Origin of the sequence: Curtobacterium sp. 8I-2 (assembly GCF_902506155.1) — a bacterium.
Lineage (GTDB): Bacteria > Actinomycetota > Actinomycetes > Actinomycetales > Microbacteriaceae > Curtobacterium > Curtobacterium poinsettiae.
In genome coordinates this window covers 1348452-1363804 of the sequence record NZ_LR732827.1, presented here as the reverse complement: position 1 = coordinate 1363804, position 15353 = coordinate 1348452, and the positions used below count along the sequence as shown (strand labels likewise).

At 70.5% G+C, this 15353-nt stretch carries 15 protein-coding genes and 3 tRNA genes; 5 read left to right on the top strand and 13 right to left on the bottom strand.

Annotated elements, in window-relative coordinates:
* Window positions 1-6: 6 nt before the first annotated feature.
* The 8 genes from BOSE127_RS10290 to tilS form a co-directional block, all read right to left on the bottom strand.
* A complete protein-coding gene (locus tag BOSE127_RS10290) occupies window positions 7-528 on the bottom strand; it encodes a PH domain-containing protein (protein WP_056072434.1) in 522 nt (173 codons plus the stop codon).
* A 23-nt stretch (window positions 529-551) separates the two neighbouring features.
* Window positions 552-1043, bottom strand: a complete 492-nt coding sequence (locus BOSE127_RS10285; RefSeq protein WP_017887681.1) for a DUF3180 domain-containing protein — start codon at window positions 1041-1043, stop codon at window positions 552-554.
* Window positions 1040-1594 carry a 2-amino-4-hydroxy-6-hydroxymethyldihydropteridine diphosphokinase gene (gene folK, locus BOSE127_RS10280; RefSeq protein WP_159557095.1) on the bottom strand — a complete coding sequence of 185 codons (555 nt, stop codon included), beginning with the start codon at window positions 1592-1594 and terminating at the stop codon, window positions 1040-1042. Before folK ends, BOSE127_RS10285 begins: the two co-directional genes overlap by 4 nt.
* Complete coding sequence (gene folB / locus BOSE127_RS10275) at window positions 1591-1980, bottom strand: dihydroneopterin aldolase (protein ID WP_042537938.1); 390 nt, start codon at window positions 1978-1980, stop codon at window positions 1591-1593. Before folB ends, folK begins: the two co-directional genes overlap by 4 nt.
* Window positions 1977-2945: a dihydropteroate synthase gene (gene folP, locus BOSE127_RS10270; RefSeq protein ID WP_197068627.1), complete on the bottom strand. Its 969-nt coding sequence runs from the start codon at window positions 2943-2945 to the stop codon at window positions 1977-1979. The genes folB and folP overlap by 4 nt, the downstream gene beginning before the upstream one ends.
* A gap of 6 nt (window positions 2946-2951) precedes the next feature.
* Window positions 2952-4940 carry an ATP-dependent zinc metalloprotease FtsH gene (gene ftsH, locus BOSE127_RS10265; protein ID WP_042537940.1) on the bottom strand — a complete coding sequence of 663 codons (1989 nt, stop codon included), beginning with the start codon at window positions 4938-4940 and terminating at the stop codon, window positions 2952-2954.
* Window positions 4941-5102: 162 nt separating this feature from the next.
* A complete protein-coding gene (gene hpt / locus BOSE127_RS10260; RefSeq protein ID WP_017887686.1) occupies window positions 5103-5654 on the bottom strand; it encodes a hypoxanthine phosphoribosyltransferase in 552 nt (183 codons plus the stop codon).
* Between the two features lie 9 nt (window positions 5655-5663).
* Complete coding sequence (gene tilS, locus BOSE127_RS10255; protein ID WP_056072440.1) at window positions 5664-6683, bottom strand: tRNA lysidine(34) synthetase TilS; 1020 nt, start codon at window positions 6681-6683, stop codon at window positions 5664-5666.
* A gap of 64 nt (window positions 6684-6747) precedes the next feature.
* On the opposite strand from tilS, the gene BOSE127_RS10250 reads away from it, so the two are divergent.
* Window positions 6748-7239: an inorganic diphosphatase gene (locus tag BOSE127_RS10250; protein WP_017887688.1), complete on the top strand. Its 492-nt coding sequence runs from the start codon at window positions 6748-6750 to the stop codon at window positions 7237-7239.
* A 113-nt stretch (window positions 7240-7352) separates the two neighbouring features.
* Here BOSE127_RS10250 and BOSE127_RS10245 read toward each other — a convergent pair whose 3' ends face one another.
* Together BOSE127_RS10245 and BOSE127_RS10240 are read right to left on the bottom strand one after the other, a co-directional pair.
* Window positions 7353-8825, bottom strand: coding sequence for a C40 family peptidase (locus BOSE127_RS10245; protein WP_159557093.1), 1473 nt, complete (start codon window positions 8823-8825; stop codon window positions 7353-7355).
* A gap of 34 nt (window positions 8826-8859) precedes the next feature.
* Window positions 8860-10137 carry a M23 family metallopeptidase gene (locus BOSE127_RS10240; RefSeq protein WP_042537946.1) on the bottom strand — a complete coding sequence of 426 codons (1278 nt, stop codon included), beginning with the start codon at window positions 10135-10137 and terminating at the stop codon, window positions 8860-8862.
* Between the two features lie 258 nt (window positions 10138-10395).
* Between BOSE127_RS10240 and BOSE127_RS10235 the strand changes: the two genes are divergently transcribed.
* The 3 genes from BOSE127_RS10235 (at window position 10396) to BOSE127_RS10225 (ending at window position 10672) form a co-directional block, all read left to right on the top strand.
* Window positions 10396-10468: transfer RNA gene (locus BOSE127_RS10235), tRNA-Glu, on the top strand.
* Between the two features lie 53 nt (window positions 10469-10521).
* Window positions 10522-10598, top strand: a tRNA-Asp gene (locus BOSE127_RS10230).
* A gap of 1 nt (window position 10599) precedes the next feature.
* Window positions 10600-10672: transfer RNA gene (locus BOSE127_RS10225), tRNA-Phe, on the top strand.
* A 140-nt stretch (window positions 10673-10812) separates the two neighbouring features.
* On the opposite strand, the gene BOSE127_RS10220 is transcribed toward BOSE127_RS10225, so the two are convergent.
* Window positions 10813-11823, bottom strand: coding sequence for an aldo/keto reductase family protein (locus tag BOSE127_RS10220; RefSeq protein ID WP_159557091.1), 1011 nt, complete (start codon window positions 11821-11823; stop codon window positions 10813-10815).
* A 127-nt stretch (window positions 11824-11950) separates the two neighbouring features.
* On the opposite strand from BOSE127_RS10220, the gene BOSE127_RS10215 reads away from it, so the two are divergent.
* Complete coding sequence (locus tag BOSE127_RS10215) at window positions 11951-12943, top strand: NAD-dependent epimerase/dehydratase family protein (protein WP_159557090.1); 993 nt, start codon at window positions 11951-11953, stop codon at window positions 12941-12943.
* 102 nt (window positions 12944-13045) lie between these two features.
* Here the strand turns inward: BOSE127_RS10215 and rocD are convergent, their stop codons facing one another.
* Together rocD and ddaH are read right to left on the bottom strand one after the other, a co-directional pair.
* Window positions 13046-14278, bottom strand: a complete 1233-nt coding sequence (gene rocD, locus BOSE127_RS10210; protein WP_159557088.1) for an ornithine--oxo-acid transaminase — start codon at window positions 14276-14278, stop codon at window positions 13046-13048.
* Entirely contained in the window at window positions 14278-15186 is a 909-nt protein-coding gene (ddaH, locus tag BOSE127_RS10205) for a dimethylargininase (RefSeq protein ID WP_017887693.1), read from the bottom strand. Before ddaH ends, rocD begins: the two co-directional genes overlap by 1 nt.
* Between the last annotated feature and the right edge of the window lie 167 nt (window positions 15187-15353).

Genomic DNA, 15353 nt, shown 5'->3' with positions numbered 1-15353 from the left:
CGGCCCCTACAGTCCGGCGCGACGGGACTCGGCGAGCTCGACGAGGCGGTCGCGCAGCTCGTCGGCGTCCGCTGCCGGCACACCGGGGATCCGCACGTTGGTCGCGGCGGCGGCGGTGACGAACTTCAGCTCGCTCATGCCGAGCGCCCGGTCGAGCGGGCCCCGGGCGACGTCGACGAGCTGCATCCGGCCGTAGGGCACGGCCGTGAAGCGCTGCCACATCAGCCCGCGGCGCACGACCAGGTCGTCGTCGCGGAGCGCGTAGCCGATGGCCCGGACCCGTCGGGGCGTGAGCGCGGCGGTGATCGCCGTGGTGACCGCGACCGCGATGCCGACGGAGAGCCAGACGGTGCCGGCCCCGGAACCGAAGCCGTCGTTGACGACCCCGATGAGCACGAAGCCCGCGGTGAGCACGACACCGATCACGAGCGTGGCGATGAGTTCGGTCCACACGAGCTTCGTGGACACCCGGTGCCAGGAGATCCCACCGAGGCCGAGGCCCGGCTCGTCGAGTCGTTCACGCGGCATCGCGGCCTCCTGGGGTTGCTCGGTCAGTTCACCGTCGTCGAGCCGTTGCGGGGATCGTCACGGTCGTCGTCGTCACCCGGGGGTGCGACGCACATCCGTTCCGCGACCAGTGCGCAGACCGTCAGGACGATCCCGCCCCCGACGGCGATCACGTTCGGCAGGGTCGAGCCTAGCGAAGGCGTCGCGGAACGGGTCAGCAGGTACAGCACCAGGCCCAGGGCGAACCCACCGAGCAGCGTGCCGCAGATGCTGGACGCCTTCGCGAGCACGACGACGCGGGTCGCGTAGAGCGGGTCGACGGGCCGCTGCCGCCCGGCGCCCTCGCGTGCGTGGCGGCGCACCGGTCTGGCCATCAGCACGACGGCGACGCCGATGAACGCGAGCGTGATGCCGAGCGGGAGCGAGAACAGGAACGTCGGCAGCTGGCGCGACGCCAGGACGGCGTCGAGGGCGAACCCGGCGGCCACCGTCACGACGGCGATGCTGAGCAGCGTGGAGGCGCGGGTGGGCTTCATGCGCTGGTCGCGCTCCCCGCCGGTCTGGAGGCCCGTGCCGGCTCCGCGAACAGGCGCGGCTCGTCGACGCGCTCGGTGTCGTCCCCCACGGCGGCGAGCAGGTCGGCCACCGGTCCGGCGCCGGGCAGGACGGCATCGGGGTCGGCGTCGAGCCACGGGGCGAGCACGAAGGCGCGCTCCGCTGCCCGGGGGTGCGGCACGACCAGTGTGTCCGTGGCGATCCGCAGGTCGTCCACGGCGACGACGTCGAGGTCGAGGGTGCGGTCGCCCCACCGGACCTCGCGCGTGCGGCCGTGGGCGTCCTCGATGCCGTGCAGGGCGTCGAGGAAGGGCTGCGGCTCGAGGTCGGTCTCGACGACCACGACGGCGTTCCGGTAGCGGGGCTTCGAGGTGTCGAGCCCGTCCAGGGTCACGGCGACCGACTCGACCTCGCGGCTCGAGGCCACCGGCACCACCCCGGGCAGGGCGGCGATCGCGGTGGCCGCCGCGCGGAGGGTGCTCCCCCGGTCACCGAGGTTCGCACCGAGGGCGACGACGACCCGGTGGGTCATTCTTCTTCCTCGTCCGGCACCGTGGTGCCGCGGCTGCGGTGGATGGTGATCGAGACGTCGGTGAACGGCACGGTGATCGGCGCCTGCGGCTTGTGCACCGTGACCTCGGTCGCCAGCGCGGCACGGTGGGTGAGCACGGCCGCGGCGATGCGCTCGGCCAGCGTCTCGATCAGGTCGACGGGGTCGCGTTCGATCTCGGCGACGACCTGCTCGGCGAGCACGCCGTAGTGCACGGTGGCGTCGAGGTCGTCGCTGCCCGAGGCCGCACGGGCGTCGAGCTCCACGGCGACGTCGACGACGAAGTCCTGGCCGTCCTCGCGCTCGTGGTCGAAGACGCCGTGGTGTCCGCGGGCGCGGACCCCGGTGAGTCGGATGGTGTCGTTCACGATCGAGCTGCCCTCCAGGCGTCCCAGACGTCGAGCACGGCACGGGTCGGTGCCGGGTCGTGCACGCGCACACCCCACGCGCCGCGTTCGGCGGCGAGCAGGCTGATGGCGGCGGTGGCGAGGTCGCGCTCCCTGGGAGGAGCGCCCTCGGGGCTCCCGACACCGTCGAGGAACCGCTTGCGTGAGGCGGCGACGAGCACCGGCAGGCCGATGGAGGCGAAGCGCTCGTAGCCGGCCAGGATCTCCCAGTTCTGCACGCCGTGCTTGGCGAAGCCGAGGCCCGGGTCGATGACGACCTGCTCCTGCCGGACGCCGAGCACGATGAGCTCGGCGACGCGGAGCTCGACCTCGCGACGGACTTCTTCGACGGCGTGGGTGTACTCGGCGTTGCGGTACATCCGGTCGCTGTGTCCCCGCCAGTGCATGACGACGAAGCCGACGCCCGTGGACGCCACGACGCGGGCCATGTCCGGGTCGGCGAGGCCACCGGAGACGTCGTTGACGATGGCGGCACCGAGGTCGACGGCACGCTCGGCCGTCGCGGCGTTCATCGTGTCGACACTGACCGGGATGCCCTCGGCGACGAGCTGCTGCACGACCGGCAGCACGCGTTCCTGCTCGACGGGCACGGGCACGCGCTCGGACCCGGGCCGGGTGGACTCGCCACCGACGTCGATGACGTCGGCACCGGCGGCGACGAGGTCACGTGCGTGCTGCACGGCGGCGTCGTAGGCCTGGTGCAGACCGCCGTCGCTGAACGAGTCGGGGGTGACGTTGAGGATGCCGAGCACCCGGGTGCGCTCCTCGGCCGGACCACCGCGGTCACGGCGACGGCCGGTCACGACCTCGGGCACCGGCTGGGGTGCACGGACGTCGATCGCGACCGTCGCCGGTTCGGCGGCGGCGGCGCGGGCACGACTCACCTCGGCGAGTCGACGCTCTCGTCGCGTCGGCAGCTCGGACATGCGGGCCTACGCGGGGGCGATACCCGGGTTGCCGAACGGGCGACGACGGGTCTTCGAGGTCGACTCGGAGTCCGTCGGGTCCGCTGCGGTCGCGGCGGCCTTGCCGGGCACGTCGATCGCGGGCAGGTTGCTGACCGGGCGCTTGTCGCTCGAGAGCCACTGCGGGCGCTCGGGCAGCTTGCGGACGTCCTTGAAGATCTCCACGAGCTCCGGGGCGTCGAGCGTCTCCTTCTCGAGGAGCTCACCGGCCAGGCGGTCGAGGATGTCGCGGTTGTCGTTGAGGACCTGGTAGGCCTCGTCGTGCGCGGCCTCGAGCAGGGCGCGGGTCTCGGCGTCGACCGTCTGGGCGATGTTCTCCGAGTAGTCCCGACCGGTGCCACCGCTCATGTCACGGCCGACGAACGGCTCGCTGGACCCGGAACCGAGCTTCACGGACCCGACGGCCTGGCTCATGCCGTACTCCGTCACCATCTTGCGGGCGGTGCCGGTGGCCTTCTCGATGTCGTTCGAGGCGCCCGTGGTCGGGTCGTGGAACACGATCTCCTCGGCGACGCGACCACCCATGGCGTAGGTGAGCTGGTCGAGGAGCTCGTTGCGGGTGACCGAGTACTTGTCCTCGAGCGGGAGCACCATCGTGTAGCCGAGGGCACGGCCGCGGGGCAGGATCGTGATCTTCGTGACCGGGTCGGTGTGCCGCATCGCCGCTGCCGCCAGGGCGTGGCCGCCCTCGTGGTACGCGGTGATCAGGCGTTCCTGGTCGGACATGATCCGGGTGCGGCGCTGCGGGCCGGCCATCACGCGGTCGACGGCCTCGTCGAGGGCACGGTTGTCGATGAGCTGCGCGTTCGAGCGGGCGGTCAGCAGGGCCGCCTCGTTCAGGACGTTCGCCAGGTCGGCGCCGGTGAAGCCCGGCGTCTTGCGGGCGAGCAGCTCGAGGTCGACGCTCGCGGCGAGCGGCTTGCCCTTCGCGTGCACCTCGAGGATCTGCTTGCGGCCGGCGAGGCCCGGGGCGTCGACGCCGATCTGGCGGTCGAAGCGGCCGGGGCGCAGGAGCGCGGGGTCGAGCACGTCGGGACGGTTCGTCGCGGCGATGAGGATGACGTTCGTCTTGCCGTCGAAGCCGTCCATCTCGACCAGGAGCTGGTTCAGCGTCTGCTCGCGCTCGTCGTTGCCACCGCCGATGCCGGCACCACGGTGACGACCCACGGCGTCGATCTCGTCGATGAAGACGATGGCCGGCGAGTTCGCCTTGGCCTGTTCGAAGAGGTCACGGACGCGGCTCGCACCGACACCGACGAACATCTCGACGAAGTCCGAACCGGAGATCGAGTAGAACGGCACACCGGCTTCACCCGCGACGGCGCGGGCGAGCAGGGTCTTGCCGGTTCCGGGAGGGCCGTAGAGCAGCACGCCCTTGGGGATCTTCGCCCCGACGGCCTGGAACTTCGCGGGCTCCTTGAGGAACTCCTTGATCTCGTGGAGTTCCTCGATCGCCTCGTCGGCACCCGCGACGTCGGCGAACGACACCTGCGGGTTCTCCTTGTTGTTGATCTTGGCCTTCGACTTGCCGAACTGCATCACCTTCGAGCCGCCGCCCTGGGCGCTCGAGAGCAGGAACCAGAACAGGGCACCGATGATCAGGAACGGCAGCAGGATGCTGAGCAGCGACAGGAACCAGTTGCCCTGCTGCACGGTGTCGTTGTAGCCCTTGGGCAGGTTGGAGTCGTTCACCGCCTGGATGACCTCTTCGCCGCGGGGCGTGGAGTAGTAGAACTGCTCCTGCTTGTCGCCGTCCTTGAGGACGAGGTCGACCCGCTGCTCCGTGGAGTTGACGGTCACGGACGAGACCTTGTCGTCGGCGAGCTGCTCGAGACCCTTCTGGGTGTTGATCTCTTGCGTGCTGCCCTGGCTGATGACGCTCCAGCCGATGAAGATGCCCGCCAGCGCGATCAGCACGTAGAGGTACGGGCCGCGGAAGATGCGCTTGAAGTTCATGTGATCCGGGCGCGAGTGCCCGACACCTTTCTCTGCCGAAGTTGCGTGCAGGTCAGCATACGGCCGCGATTCTGTGGCGAGAATGGGTGTCCTCTGCGGGCGAACTCACCCCCGGGCCAGAGTCGGCCGAGTGCGACCCGCGCGCAGCGGGTCGCTCGTCGGTCAGGAGTAGACGTGCGGGGCGAGGACGCCGACGCCGCGCAGGTTGCGGTAACGCTCGTCGTAGTCCAGGCCGTACCCGACGACGAACGCGTCGGGGATGTCGAAGCCCACGTACTTCACGTCGACCTCGACCTTGGCTGCCTCGGGCTTGCGCAGCAGGGCGACGATCTCGACGCTCGCGGCACCACGCGACTGCAGGTTCTGCTTGAGCCACGACAGGGTCAGGCCGGAGTCGATGATGTCCTCGACGATCAGGACGTCGCGCCCGTGCAGGTCGGTGTCGAGGTCCTTGAGGATCCGCACCACGCCGGACGACTTCGTGCCGGAGCCGTACGACGACACCGCCATCCAGTCCATCCGCGCCTGCATCTTGAGGTGGCGCGAGAAGTCCGCCATCACCATGACGGCACCCTTGAGCACCCCGACGAGCAGCGGGTCGCGGCCCGCGTAGTCGGCGTCGACGACCGCCGCGAGCTCGGCGAGCTTCTCGTCGATCTGCTCGGGGGTGAAGAGCACTTCGGACAGGTCTGCCTGGACGTCGGAGAGTTCCACCACGCCAGCCTAACCGGCGCTGAACTCGATGCGGTCGCCGGTCCGCGTGGCACGGACGCCCGGCAGGTCGATCGGGCCCTGTCCGCTCCAGTCCGTGACGAGCCGGCAGACCTCGAGCGTCTGCACGCGGGACAGCGTCACCCCGAACTCGCTCTCCACCGCCAGGCGCACGAGCCGCTGCCGGAGTGCCGGCGGGTTCGCCCCGAGCGCCCGCACCGACAGCGAGATGCCCGCCTCGGAGTGCTCGGCGATGTCCTCCGCGATCTCCTCGGCGAAGTGGTCGAGTGCCGCGGAGTCCTCGCGCAGCTGGTCGGCCGTCCGGGCCAGGGCCTCGGGGACCCCGGCGCCGAGCTCCCGTTCGAGCACCGGCAGCAGGGTGTTCCGCACCCGCACCCGTGCGTACGCGGGGTCGTCGTTCTGCGGGTCGTGCCAGGGTGCCAGCCCCGCTGCGGCGCACGCCTGCCGGGTCGCGTGCCGCCGGACGGTCAGCAGCGGACGGCCGTAGGCCGGACCGGCGTCACGCCGGGCGAGCGGCTGCATGCCGGACAGGCTGTCCGGCCCGCTGCCGCGCAGCAGGCCGAGCAGCACCGTCTCGGCCTGGTCGTCCAGGGTGTGCCCCAGCAGCACCAGGGGTGACCCGGTGGCGGCCGCGACCTCGGCGATCGACGCGTGGCGGGCCTCCCGGGCGGCGCCTTCCGGGCCACCGTCGGAGCCGACCGCGACCCTGCGGACCGTCACCGGGTCGAGTCCCAGCTCGGATGCCTGCCGGGAGGCACGGCTCGCGACCGCCTCGGAGCCCGCCTGGAGCGCGTGGTCGACGACCACTGCCCCGGCCCGGAGACCCTGCTTGCCCGCCTCGAACGCGGTGGCCGCGGCGAGGGCGAGGGAGTCCGGTCCGCCGCTCAGTGCGACGAGGACCAGGTCGCCTTCGGCGACCACGCCGCCGTCGACGGCTGCGGCGAGCAGGTCGCGGACGGCCAGACGGGTCTCGGCGACGGCGGGGTCGAGCCGGGGACGCGGAGAGTTCACCCGGTAACGTTAGCCGCGCTTTCGCAACACACGACAGTCCCCGAAGCAGACACAGGAGCGCAACATGGCCGCGTACGACGTCGTCGTCGAGATCCCCAAGGGCAGCCGCAACAAGTACGAGGTGGACCACGAGACCGGTCGTGTCTACCTCGACCGCGTGCTGTTCACCTCGTTCGTCTACCCCACCGACTACGGGTTCTTCGAGAAGACCCTGGCCGACGACGGTGACCCCGTGGACGCCCTGCTGCTGCTCGAGTTCCCGACGTTCCCCGGCGTGGGCGTCAAGGTCCGCCCGGTCGGCGTCTTCAAGATGAGCGACGAGGCCGGCATCGACGAGAAGGTCCTCGTCGTCCCCGCCAAGGACCCGCGCTGGGCGCACATCCAGGACATCGCGGACGTGCCGGAGCAGACGAAGGCCGAGATCGCGCACTTCTTCGAGCACTACAAGGACCTCGAGCCGAACAAGTGGGTCAAGGCCGAGGGCTGGGGCGACGCCGCCGAGGCCGAGCGCATCGTGCAGGCCGGTCAGGCCGCGTACGTGCCCGGTTCGCACTGACGATCCCCTGACGACGAACGGCGCCCGCTCTCCATCCGGAGGGCGGGCGCCGTTCTGTGCTGGTGCCTGCTCCCGCAGCCGCTCTGGGAGGGAACGGGCACACCGGGAGCTGGCTACAGGGAGCCGCTCGGGCGGGCGACGTACGGCATGAGCTGGTTCGGCAGCCAGATCGCTCGCTCGACGACGCCGACGCCGGGGCGTGCAGCCTCGACCATGGTGCCGTAGCTCGTCACGATCGAGTCGTGGTACGCCCCCGACGACGTGCCGTTCGACGAGTAGAACAGGATGTCGCCGGGCTGGCGCTGGGACAGCGGGACGAGGCGACCGATCGACTTGAAGTAGTTGTACTGCCAGACGACGTTGTGCCCGCCGGTCGCGATGCCCTGCGAGCTGTAGGCCATCATCACCAGGCCGGAGCAGTCCCAGGTGTTCGGGCCGGCACCGGTCAGCACGTACGGCTTGCCGAGCTGTCCGCGGGCGAACGCGATCGCACCGGCGGCCTTCGAGGGGCTGCTGGGTGCGGGCGCCGGGGCTGGGGCTGGAGCAGGAGCGGGAGCCGGGGCCGGTGCAGGAGCCGGGGCGGGGTTGCTCGGCCGCGTCGGCGTGCTGGGCTTGCTCGGGGTGCCGGGGTTCGACGGGGTGCTGGGCTGGGCCGGAATGGAGGTGCCGCCGGTGGTGCCGGAGTTGCTGCCGCCGCCGGTGCTGCCGGTGCCGCCGGTGCCGCCGGTGGTGCCGGAGTTGCTGCCGCCGCCGGTGCTGCCGGTGCCGCCGGAGGAGCTGCCGGTGGTGCCGCCACCGGAGTTGCGCGTCTGCTTCGCGATGGCCGCCGCGGCTGCCTTCGCCTGCTGGGCGCTCCAGTACGCGGTCTCCGTCGCGACGCTCGTGCCCTTCAGGTACGCGAGCTGGCGCAGGACCTCGCCCTGCTGCTCCTGCTGCTTCTGCACCCGTTCCTGGGCGCCGGCAGCGGCGGCGTTGGCCGTCGCGAAGGTGGTCTTCGTCGCCTTCGTCGCCTTGCTCAGGGCCTTCTCGGCGGCGGACTGCTGGGCTGCCAGGGACTCCACGGTCTTCTGGTCGGCGCGGGCCTCGGCCAGGACCGTCGCGGAGCGCTCGGACAGGTGCGACATCGTGCCGACCCGGTAGAGCAGGTCCTTGGAGTCCGACGAGTCCATGAGCATCGTCGTCGACAGGTCGCCGCCACCGGTGCGGGACAGCTCGACCACGAGCCCGGCCACCTGGCCGGCGGAGTCGTCCGCCCGGGCCTTCGCGCGCTTCGACTGCGCGGACAGGTCGGCGAGGTCGTCCTTCGCCTCCTGCTGCTGCGACGCGGCAAGGGCGTACGCCTGCCCGGCCTGCTGCTCGGCGACGCCGGCCTGGTCGGCGGCATCCTGCAGCGTGCTGAGCCGGTCGCTCAGCTCGTCGACCGTCTGCTGGGCGTCGGCCGCGTCGGACTTGGCGGCCTTGACGTCGTCCCAGGAGGGGCCCGAGGGCGCGGCCTGGGCCGGTCCGGCGATGACGACCGACAGGCCGATGCCGAGCACGGCGATGGTCGCGATCCCGCAGGAGAACGAGCGAGCGGAGGTGGTCATGACGTGGGACGACTCGTTCCGGTGGCGCTGATGCTCATACCGAGATCCCCCGCGCTGCCATGAAGGGGACCGGGTCGACGGCAGCGCCGTTGATCCGGGTCTCGAAGTGGAGGTGGCACCCGGTCGACCAACCGGTCGAACCGATCTTGGCGATCTGCTGCCCCGCGGTGACGTGCTGGCCGGCGGTGACCATGATCCCGCCGTCGACGACGTGGCCGTACGCGGTCGAGATGCCGCCGCCGTTGTCGAGGATGACCTCGTTGCCGTACCCGCCACCGTTGCCGGCGAAGGTGACGGTGCCGTCGTGTGCCGCGTAGATCGGGGCGTAGCAGGCCGGGGCCAGGTCGACGCCCGCGTGCAGGGCGCTGATGTGCGTGTACGGGTCGACGCGGTAGCCGTACGGGCTCGTCTGGAACCCTCCGGCGGGGCGGACCCACCCGGCGGGGTTGGCGCTGCCGCCGCCGGTGCCGCCCTGGCTGGTCGCCGCGGCCTTGGCCGCTGCCTTCGCGGCGGCTGCGGCGAGGCGGGCCTGGCGGGCCTTCTCGGCGGCGACGCCCTTGCGGTAGTCGGCCTCGACGCCGCGCTGCTTCGAGGTGAGCGCGGTCAGCTGCGCCTCGAGCCGGGATTCGTTGTCGTTCTGGGCGTCGACCGCGGTCTGTGCGGCGTCGGCTGCGCCCTGGGCCTGCTGCATCTTCGACTGCGCGGCGTCGGCGAGGTCCCCGAGGGCCTGCTTGGCACGATCGGCCTTGTCAGCGAGCCCCTGGGCCACGCCACGGTCCTGCGAGGCCTGTGCGTAGATGCCCTCGGACTGCTCGCTGAGCTTCGACATGGCGCCGAGCTCGTACAGCAGGTCGCCCGAGTCGGACGGGTGCGTGAGGATGTCCGTCGTCACGTCGTCGCCGCTGGTGCGCCCGAGCTGGGCGGCGAGCTGGCCGGCCTGCGCCTCGGACTGCGCGGCGGTCTGCTTCGCATCGTCGGCCTGCGACTGGAACTTCTTCTGCTTGAGCGTCGCCTCGTCGTACTTGTTCTGCGCTGCCTGGTACGCCTCACCGGCGGCCTGCGCGGCCTTCTGCTTGGCGGCGGCCTCGCTCTTCAGTGACGAGATGAGCGACTTGATCTCACTGACCTTCGCCTGCTGGGCGCTGGTCGACGACTTCGCCTGCTGCACCTCGTCCCAGCTGGGGTAGCTCGCAGCGCTGGCGGACGACGTCGGGGCGAGGGCCGCGAGCGTGCCGGCCGTGAGCGCGACGGCGACCGCGGCGGCGATCAGGCGGCTGCGGGTGCTGAGGGAGAGCGGAGTGGAGGTCGACATGTATCTCGATTTCGTAACAGCGCGGCAAGGCTCACGCACGTAACACTGTTAACAGTTGCAACAGTAACAACACCGGTCGCAGGCGCGACAGCCCCTCGGACGAGGGGCGCGACCGCCGTCGATGCTCGCACCGACCGCTTCGGAGACCCGTGCACGGTCGGCGCGACACGCCGGGGATGCACGGTTGGCGAGGTCGGATTTGTGAAACCCCGAGGGCATCCGTATGCTTGTCCATCGGTAGCGCGATGCACTGCTTGCGGCCCTATCGTTTAGTGGCCTAGGACACCGCCCTTTCACGGCGGCAGCACGGGTTCGAATCCCGTTGGGGTCACTCCTAGAGTGAGCGAGCAAGTAGTACTGAGCAACACCACAGCAATTCAATATGGCCCTGTAGCGCAGCTGGTTAGCGTGCCGCCCTGTCACGGCGGAGGTCGCGGGTTCAAGTCCCGTCAGGGTCGCCACGGCTGGATAGCTCAGTTGGTAGAGCGTTCGACTGAAAATCGAAAGGTCCACGGATCGATGCCGTGTCCAGCCACCGGTGAAGGCCCCCTGCTTCGGCAGGGGGCCTTTTCCGTTGTCCGGCCAGTGTGACCTGCTCGCAAAACACCGGTGTTCGCGCATCGAGCCGCGGCATGCGCGTGTTCAACGGGCGAACACCGGTGTTTCGCGGAGGGCCTACGCCTCGCGGGTCTTCGGGCTGCTGTCGTTCGTCTTCGCCGGGTCGCGTTCGACCACGGCGCCCAGGGCATCGTCGATCCGCGACATGAGCTCCGCCGGGATCGTGACGCCGGCAGCGCCCGCGTTGTCGTGCACCTGCTCCGGGCGCGATGCCCCGATGATCGCCGAGGCGACGTTCTCGTTCTGCAGGACCCAGGCGACCGCGAGCTGCGCCATCGACAGGTCGAGCTCCTTCGCGATCGGCTCGAGCTCCTGCACCGAGGACAGCACCTCGTCGCGCATGAAGCGCTTGATCATGTCCGCGCCGCCCTTGTCATCGGTTGCACGGGAACCCTCGGGCAGCGGCTGACCCGGCTTGTACTTGCCGGTGAGCACACCCTGGGCGATCGGGGACCAGACGATCTGCGAGATGCCGAGCTCCTTCGAGGTGGGGACGACCTCGTCCTCGATGACCCGCCACAGTGCCGAGTACTGCGGCTGGTTCGAGATGAGCTGGAAGCCGAGGTCCTTCGCGAGCGCAGCACCGGCCCGCAGCTGGTCCGCGGTCCACTCGCTGACGCCGACGTACAGGACCTTGCCCTGGCGCACGATGTCGGCGAAGGCCTGCATCGTCTCTTCGAGCGGAGTCTCGTGGTCGTAGCGGTGCGCCTGGTACAGGTCGACGTAGTCCGTCTGCAACCGCTGCAGCGAACCGTCGATCGACTCGAGGATGTGCTTGCGGGACAGCCCGGTGTCGTTGTGGCCCTTCGGACCGGTCGGACCGAACACCTTCGTGGCGATCTCGAGGGACTGGCGCCGCTCCCCCTTGAGCGCTTCGCCGAGGACCGTCTCCGCGCCGGCGTTGGCGTAGACGTCGGCGGTGTCGAACGTCGAGATGCCGACCTCGAGGGCCGCCTTGACGCAGGCGATCGCCGCGTCGTTCTCGACCTGGGATGCGTGGGTGAGCCAGTTGCCGTAGGTGATCTCGGAGACCTTGAGGCCCGAGTTGCCGAGGTAGCGGTACTCCATGTGCGTGTCACTCCTGTCGTGGGGCGCGTCGGTGCGACCCGAACCGTGACGGTAGTCGGCTCGGACGGTGCAGGATCACATGGGACGACGGCGCGACGCTGCGCCGCATCGAAGCGAGGGAGCATCCATGACCGGAGCGAGCGTGTTGTTCATCGGCGGGAGCGGCGTCATCAGCGCCGCCTGCGTCCGGGAAGCCGTCGAGCAGGGGTTCGACGTGACCGTGCTCAACCGGGGGACCACCGGGGGCAGGCCGATCCCGGAGGGTGTGACGCGCCTCAAGGCCGACGTGTCGGACCGCAGCGCCCTGGCGGACGCACTCGGCGACCAGCGGTTCGACGTGGTCGTGAACTGGATCGCCTTCACGCCCGACCAGGTGCAGGCCGACGCGGACTTCTTCGCAGGGCGGACGCGGCAGTACGTCTTCATCAGCTCGGCCTCGGCTTACCAGACGCCGGCGACGCACCTGCCGATCACGGAGTCGACGCCGCTGAAGAACCCGTACTGGCAGTACTCGCGCGACAAGATCGCGTGCGAGGAACTGCTGATGCAGGCGTACCGGGAGCAGGACTTCCCGGTGACGATCGTGCGGCCGTCGCACACCTACGACGAGACGAAGCTGCCGCTGACGGGTGGCTGGACCGCGGTCGCTCGGATGCGTGCCGGCAAGCCGGTCGTCATCACCGGCGACGGCACGTCGCTGTGGACGCTGACCCACAGCCGCGACTTCGCGGTCGGGTTCACGGGGCTGCTCGACCGGGCCGAGGCAATCGGTGAGCCCTTCACGATCACGAGCGACGAAGCCCCGACGTGGAACGCCATCGCGCACGAGATCGCGGCGGCGGCCGGGGTCGAGGACCTGCGGATCGTGCACGTGCCGGCAGACGCGATCAACGCGGCGGACCCCGAGTGGGGCGCGGCGCTGCTCGGCGACAAGGCGAACTCGTCGGTGTTCGACAACAGCAAGATCCGGTCGCTCGTGCCGTGGTACCGGCCGCGCACGACCTACCGGCAGGGTGTGCGCGAGGTCATCGCCTGGTACGAGGCACACCCCGAGGAGCAGGTGATCGACGAGCGGCTCGATGCCCTGATGGACGAGCTGGCGGCGCGCTGGGCCGTGTGAGCCGCACTGGTTGTCGCGCGCCGGCGCACGCAAGACACCGGTGTTCGCGCTCCGCACCGCGGCATGCGGGGGTTCAACGCGCGAACACCGGTGTTTTGCGGATCAGGTCAGGCGCGCGGCGAGCACCTCGGCCAGGGTTCCGATCGCGAAGCGCACCTCGTCGTCGGTGACAACCAGGGGCGGTGCGAAGCGGATCGTCGACCCGTGGGTGTCCTTCACCAGGAGCCCGCGGTCGGCGAGGTCCTTCGAGATCGCCTTGCCCGTGCCGAGTGCGGGATCGATGTCGATCCCGGCCCAGAGTCCGGCGACCCGGTGCGAGACGACACCCTTGCCGAGCAGGTCGTCGAGCAGGCCGCGCAACAGCGGTTCGCCGTCGAGGGCCCGCTGCTGGAACGTGCCCTCGCCGAGCATCGCCACGACCTCGGCACCGACGGCCGCCGCGAGCGGGTTGCCGCCGAAGGTCGATCCGTGCTCGCCGGGACGCAGGACGCCCAGGACATCGCGCGAGCCCACCACCGCGGACACCGGCACGATGCCGCCGCCCAGGGCCTTGCCGAGCGTGATCAGGTCGGGACGCACCCCGACGCGCTGCACCGCGAGCGTGTGCCCCGTGCGACCGAGGCCGGACTGGATCTCGTCCGCGATGAACAGCGCACCGAACTCGTCGCAGACCGCGCGGACGTCAGGAAGGTACGACTCCGGCGGGATGACCACGCCGCCCTCACCCTGGATCGGCTCGAGCAGCACGGCGACGACGGTCTCGTCCATCGCCTCGCGCAGCGCCGCAGCGTCGCCGTACGGCACCGTGCGGAAGCCGGGCGTGAACGGCCCGAAGTCGTCGTGGGCCGAGGGGTCGTCGGAGAACGAGATGATCGTCGTGGTGCGCCCGTGGAAGTTGCCGGACGCGACGATGATCGTCGCCCGCTCGGCCGGCACGCCCTTGACGCGGTAGCCCCAGGCGCGGGACACCTTGATCGCGGACTCGACGGCCTCGGCACCGGTGTTCATCGGCAGGACCATCTCGGTCTCCGTCAACGCCGCCAGTGCTGCCGCGAACGGCCCGAGCTGGTCGTTCACGAACGCGCGGCTGGTCAGCGTCACGCGGTCGAGCTGCGCCCGCGCGGCGTCGAGCAGTCGCGGGTTGCCGTGGCCGAAGTTCACCGCCGAGTACGCGGCCAGGCCGTCCAGGTACCGCTTGCCGTCGACGTCGGTGACGGTCGCTCCCTGACCCGACGCGATGACGACGGGCAGTGGACTGTAGTTGTGCGCGAGGGCGCGGTCCTCGACGGCGAGCGCCGCCGCGGTGTTGACCCCGAGCGACGCTGCCGCAGACATCAGCTGACCCCGAGCGAACGCGCGACCGAGGTGCCGGTGCCGACCGGGTGCAGATCGAGGGTGCAGCACTTCACGCCACCACCGCCGAGCAGCAGCTCGGACAGGTCGACGCCGATCGGGTTGTAGCCCTTCTCGCGCAGCTGCTCGGCGAACCGAACGGCCCGGGCGGCGATCACGACGTTGTACCCGTCGGAGTACGAGTTCAGGCCGAGGATCGCGGCGTCTTCTTCGGTGGCGATGATCGCGTCCGGGAAGCGCTCGCGCAGGATCGCCAGCGACGGCTCGTCGAAGGCGCTCTCCAGGTAGGCGATGTTGCTCGTCCCGTCGACGGCGGGCTCGGGGTCGAGCACGGCGATGGCGGTGTCGAGGTGGTAGAAGCTCGGGTTGATGAGCTTCAGCGTGACGACCTCGCGGCCGTAGATCGTCGCGAGCTCGTCGTGCGAGGTGCTGTCCGACCGGAAGCCGGTGCCGGCGAAGATGGTGTCCCCGATGAGCAGGAAGTCGCCCTCGCCCTCGTTGGTCTGCTCCGGCTCGGCGACGGTCAGACCGGCCTGGCGGAACCAGTCCATGTACGCGGGGCCCTCGGGCTGGCGCTCGGGGTACTGGAACTTCGCGCCGTACGCGATGCCGTCGAGGACGAACCCGCCGTTGGCCGCGTAGACCATGTCCGGCAGGCCGTCGATCGGGTCGATGTACGAGATGTCGAAGCCGAGCTGCTCGTAGACGGCGACGAGCGATTCCCACTGCTCGACGGCCTTCGACGTGTCGGTCGGCTCCTCCGGGTGCATCCACGGGTTGATCCGGTAGCTCACGGTGTAGAAGTCCGGCTTGCACATCAGGATCGTGCGCTTCGTGGCGACACGGGCCGGGGTGGCGACGGACTCGGGGGCGGGTGCGGTGTTCGACATCAGTCCTCCTGGAAGGGACCGGGGCCCGAGCCTGCCAGGAACCGAAACGGAACGAGGAGAAGAGCTCCGGTGAGATGCAGGCTCACTCACCGCAGCGGACCAGGTCGACGCCACTCCGATCCTGACACACACCGTCCAGCAAGTGCAGTACGGGGGCCCCGACGGCG

Excerpts from the sequence above, each read along its gene's own strand:
- BOSE127_RS10285 (WP_017887681.1), bottom strand. The coding sequence starts at position 1,043 with ATGAAGCCCACCCGCGCCTCCACGCTGCTCAGCATCGCCGTCGTGACG.
- rocD (WP_159557088.1), bottom strand. The coding sequence starts at position 14,278 with ATGTCTGCGGCAGCGTCGCTCGGGGTCAACACCGCGGCGGCGCTCGCC.
- folP (WP_197068627.1), bottom strand. The coding sequence starts at position 2,945 with ATGTCCGAGCTGCCGACGCGACGAGAGCGTCGACTCGCCGAGGTGAGT.
- ddaH (WP_017887693.1), bottom strand. The coding sequence starts at position 15,186 with ATGTCGAACACCGCACCCGCCCCCGAGTCCGTCGCCACCCCGGCCCGT.
- BOSE127_RS10240 (WP_042537946.1), bottom strand. The coding sequence starts at position 10,137 with ATGTCGACCTCCACTCCGCTCTCCCTCAGCACCCGCAGCCGCCTGATC.
- BOSE127_RS10220 (WP_159557091.1), bottom strand. The coding sequence starts at position 11,823 with ATGGAGTACCGCTACCTCGGCAACTCGGGCCTCAAGGTCTCCGAGATC.
- folK (WP_159557095.1), bottom strand. The coding sequence starts at position 1,594 with ATGACCCACCGGGTCGTCGTCGCCCTCGGTGCGAACCTCGGTGACCGG.
- BOSE127_RS10215 (WP_159557090.1), top strand. The coding sequence starts at position 11,951 with ATGACCGGAGCGAGCGTGTTGTTCATCGGCGGGAGCGGCGTCATCAGC.
- BOSE127_RS10245 (WP_159557093.1), bottom strand. The coding sequence starts at position 8,825 with ATGACCACCTCCGCTCGCTCGTTCTCCTGCGGGATCGCGACCATCGCC.
- BOSE127_RS10290 (WP_056072434.1), bottom strand. The coding sequence starts at position 528 with ATGCCGCGTGAACGACTCGACGAGCCGGGCCTCGGCCTCGGTGGGATC.
- ftsH (WP_042537940.1), bottom strand. The coding sequence starts at position 4,940 with ATGAACTTCAAGCGCATCTTCCGCGGCCCGTACCTCTACGTGCTGATC.
- BOSE127_RS10250 (WP_017887688.1), top strand. The coding sequence starts at position 6,748 with ATGGCCGCGTACGACGTCGTCGTCGAGATCCCCAAGGGCAGCCGCAAC.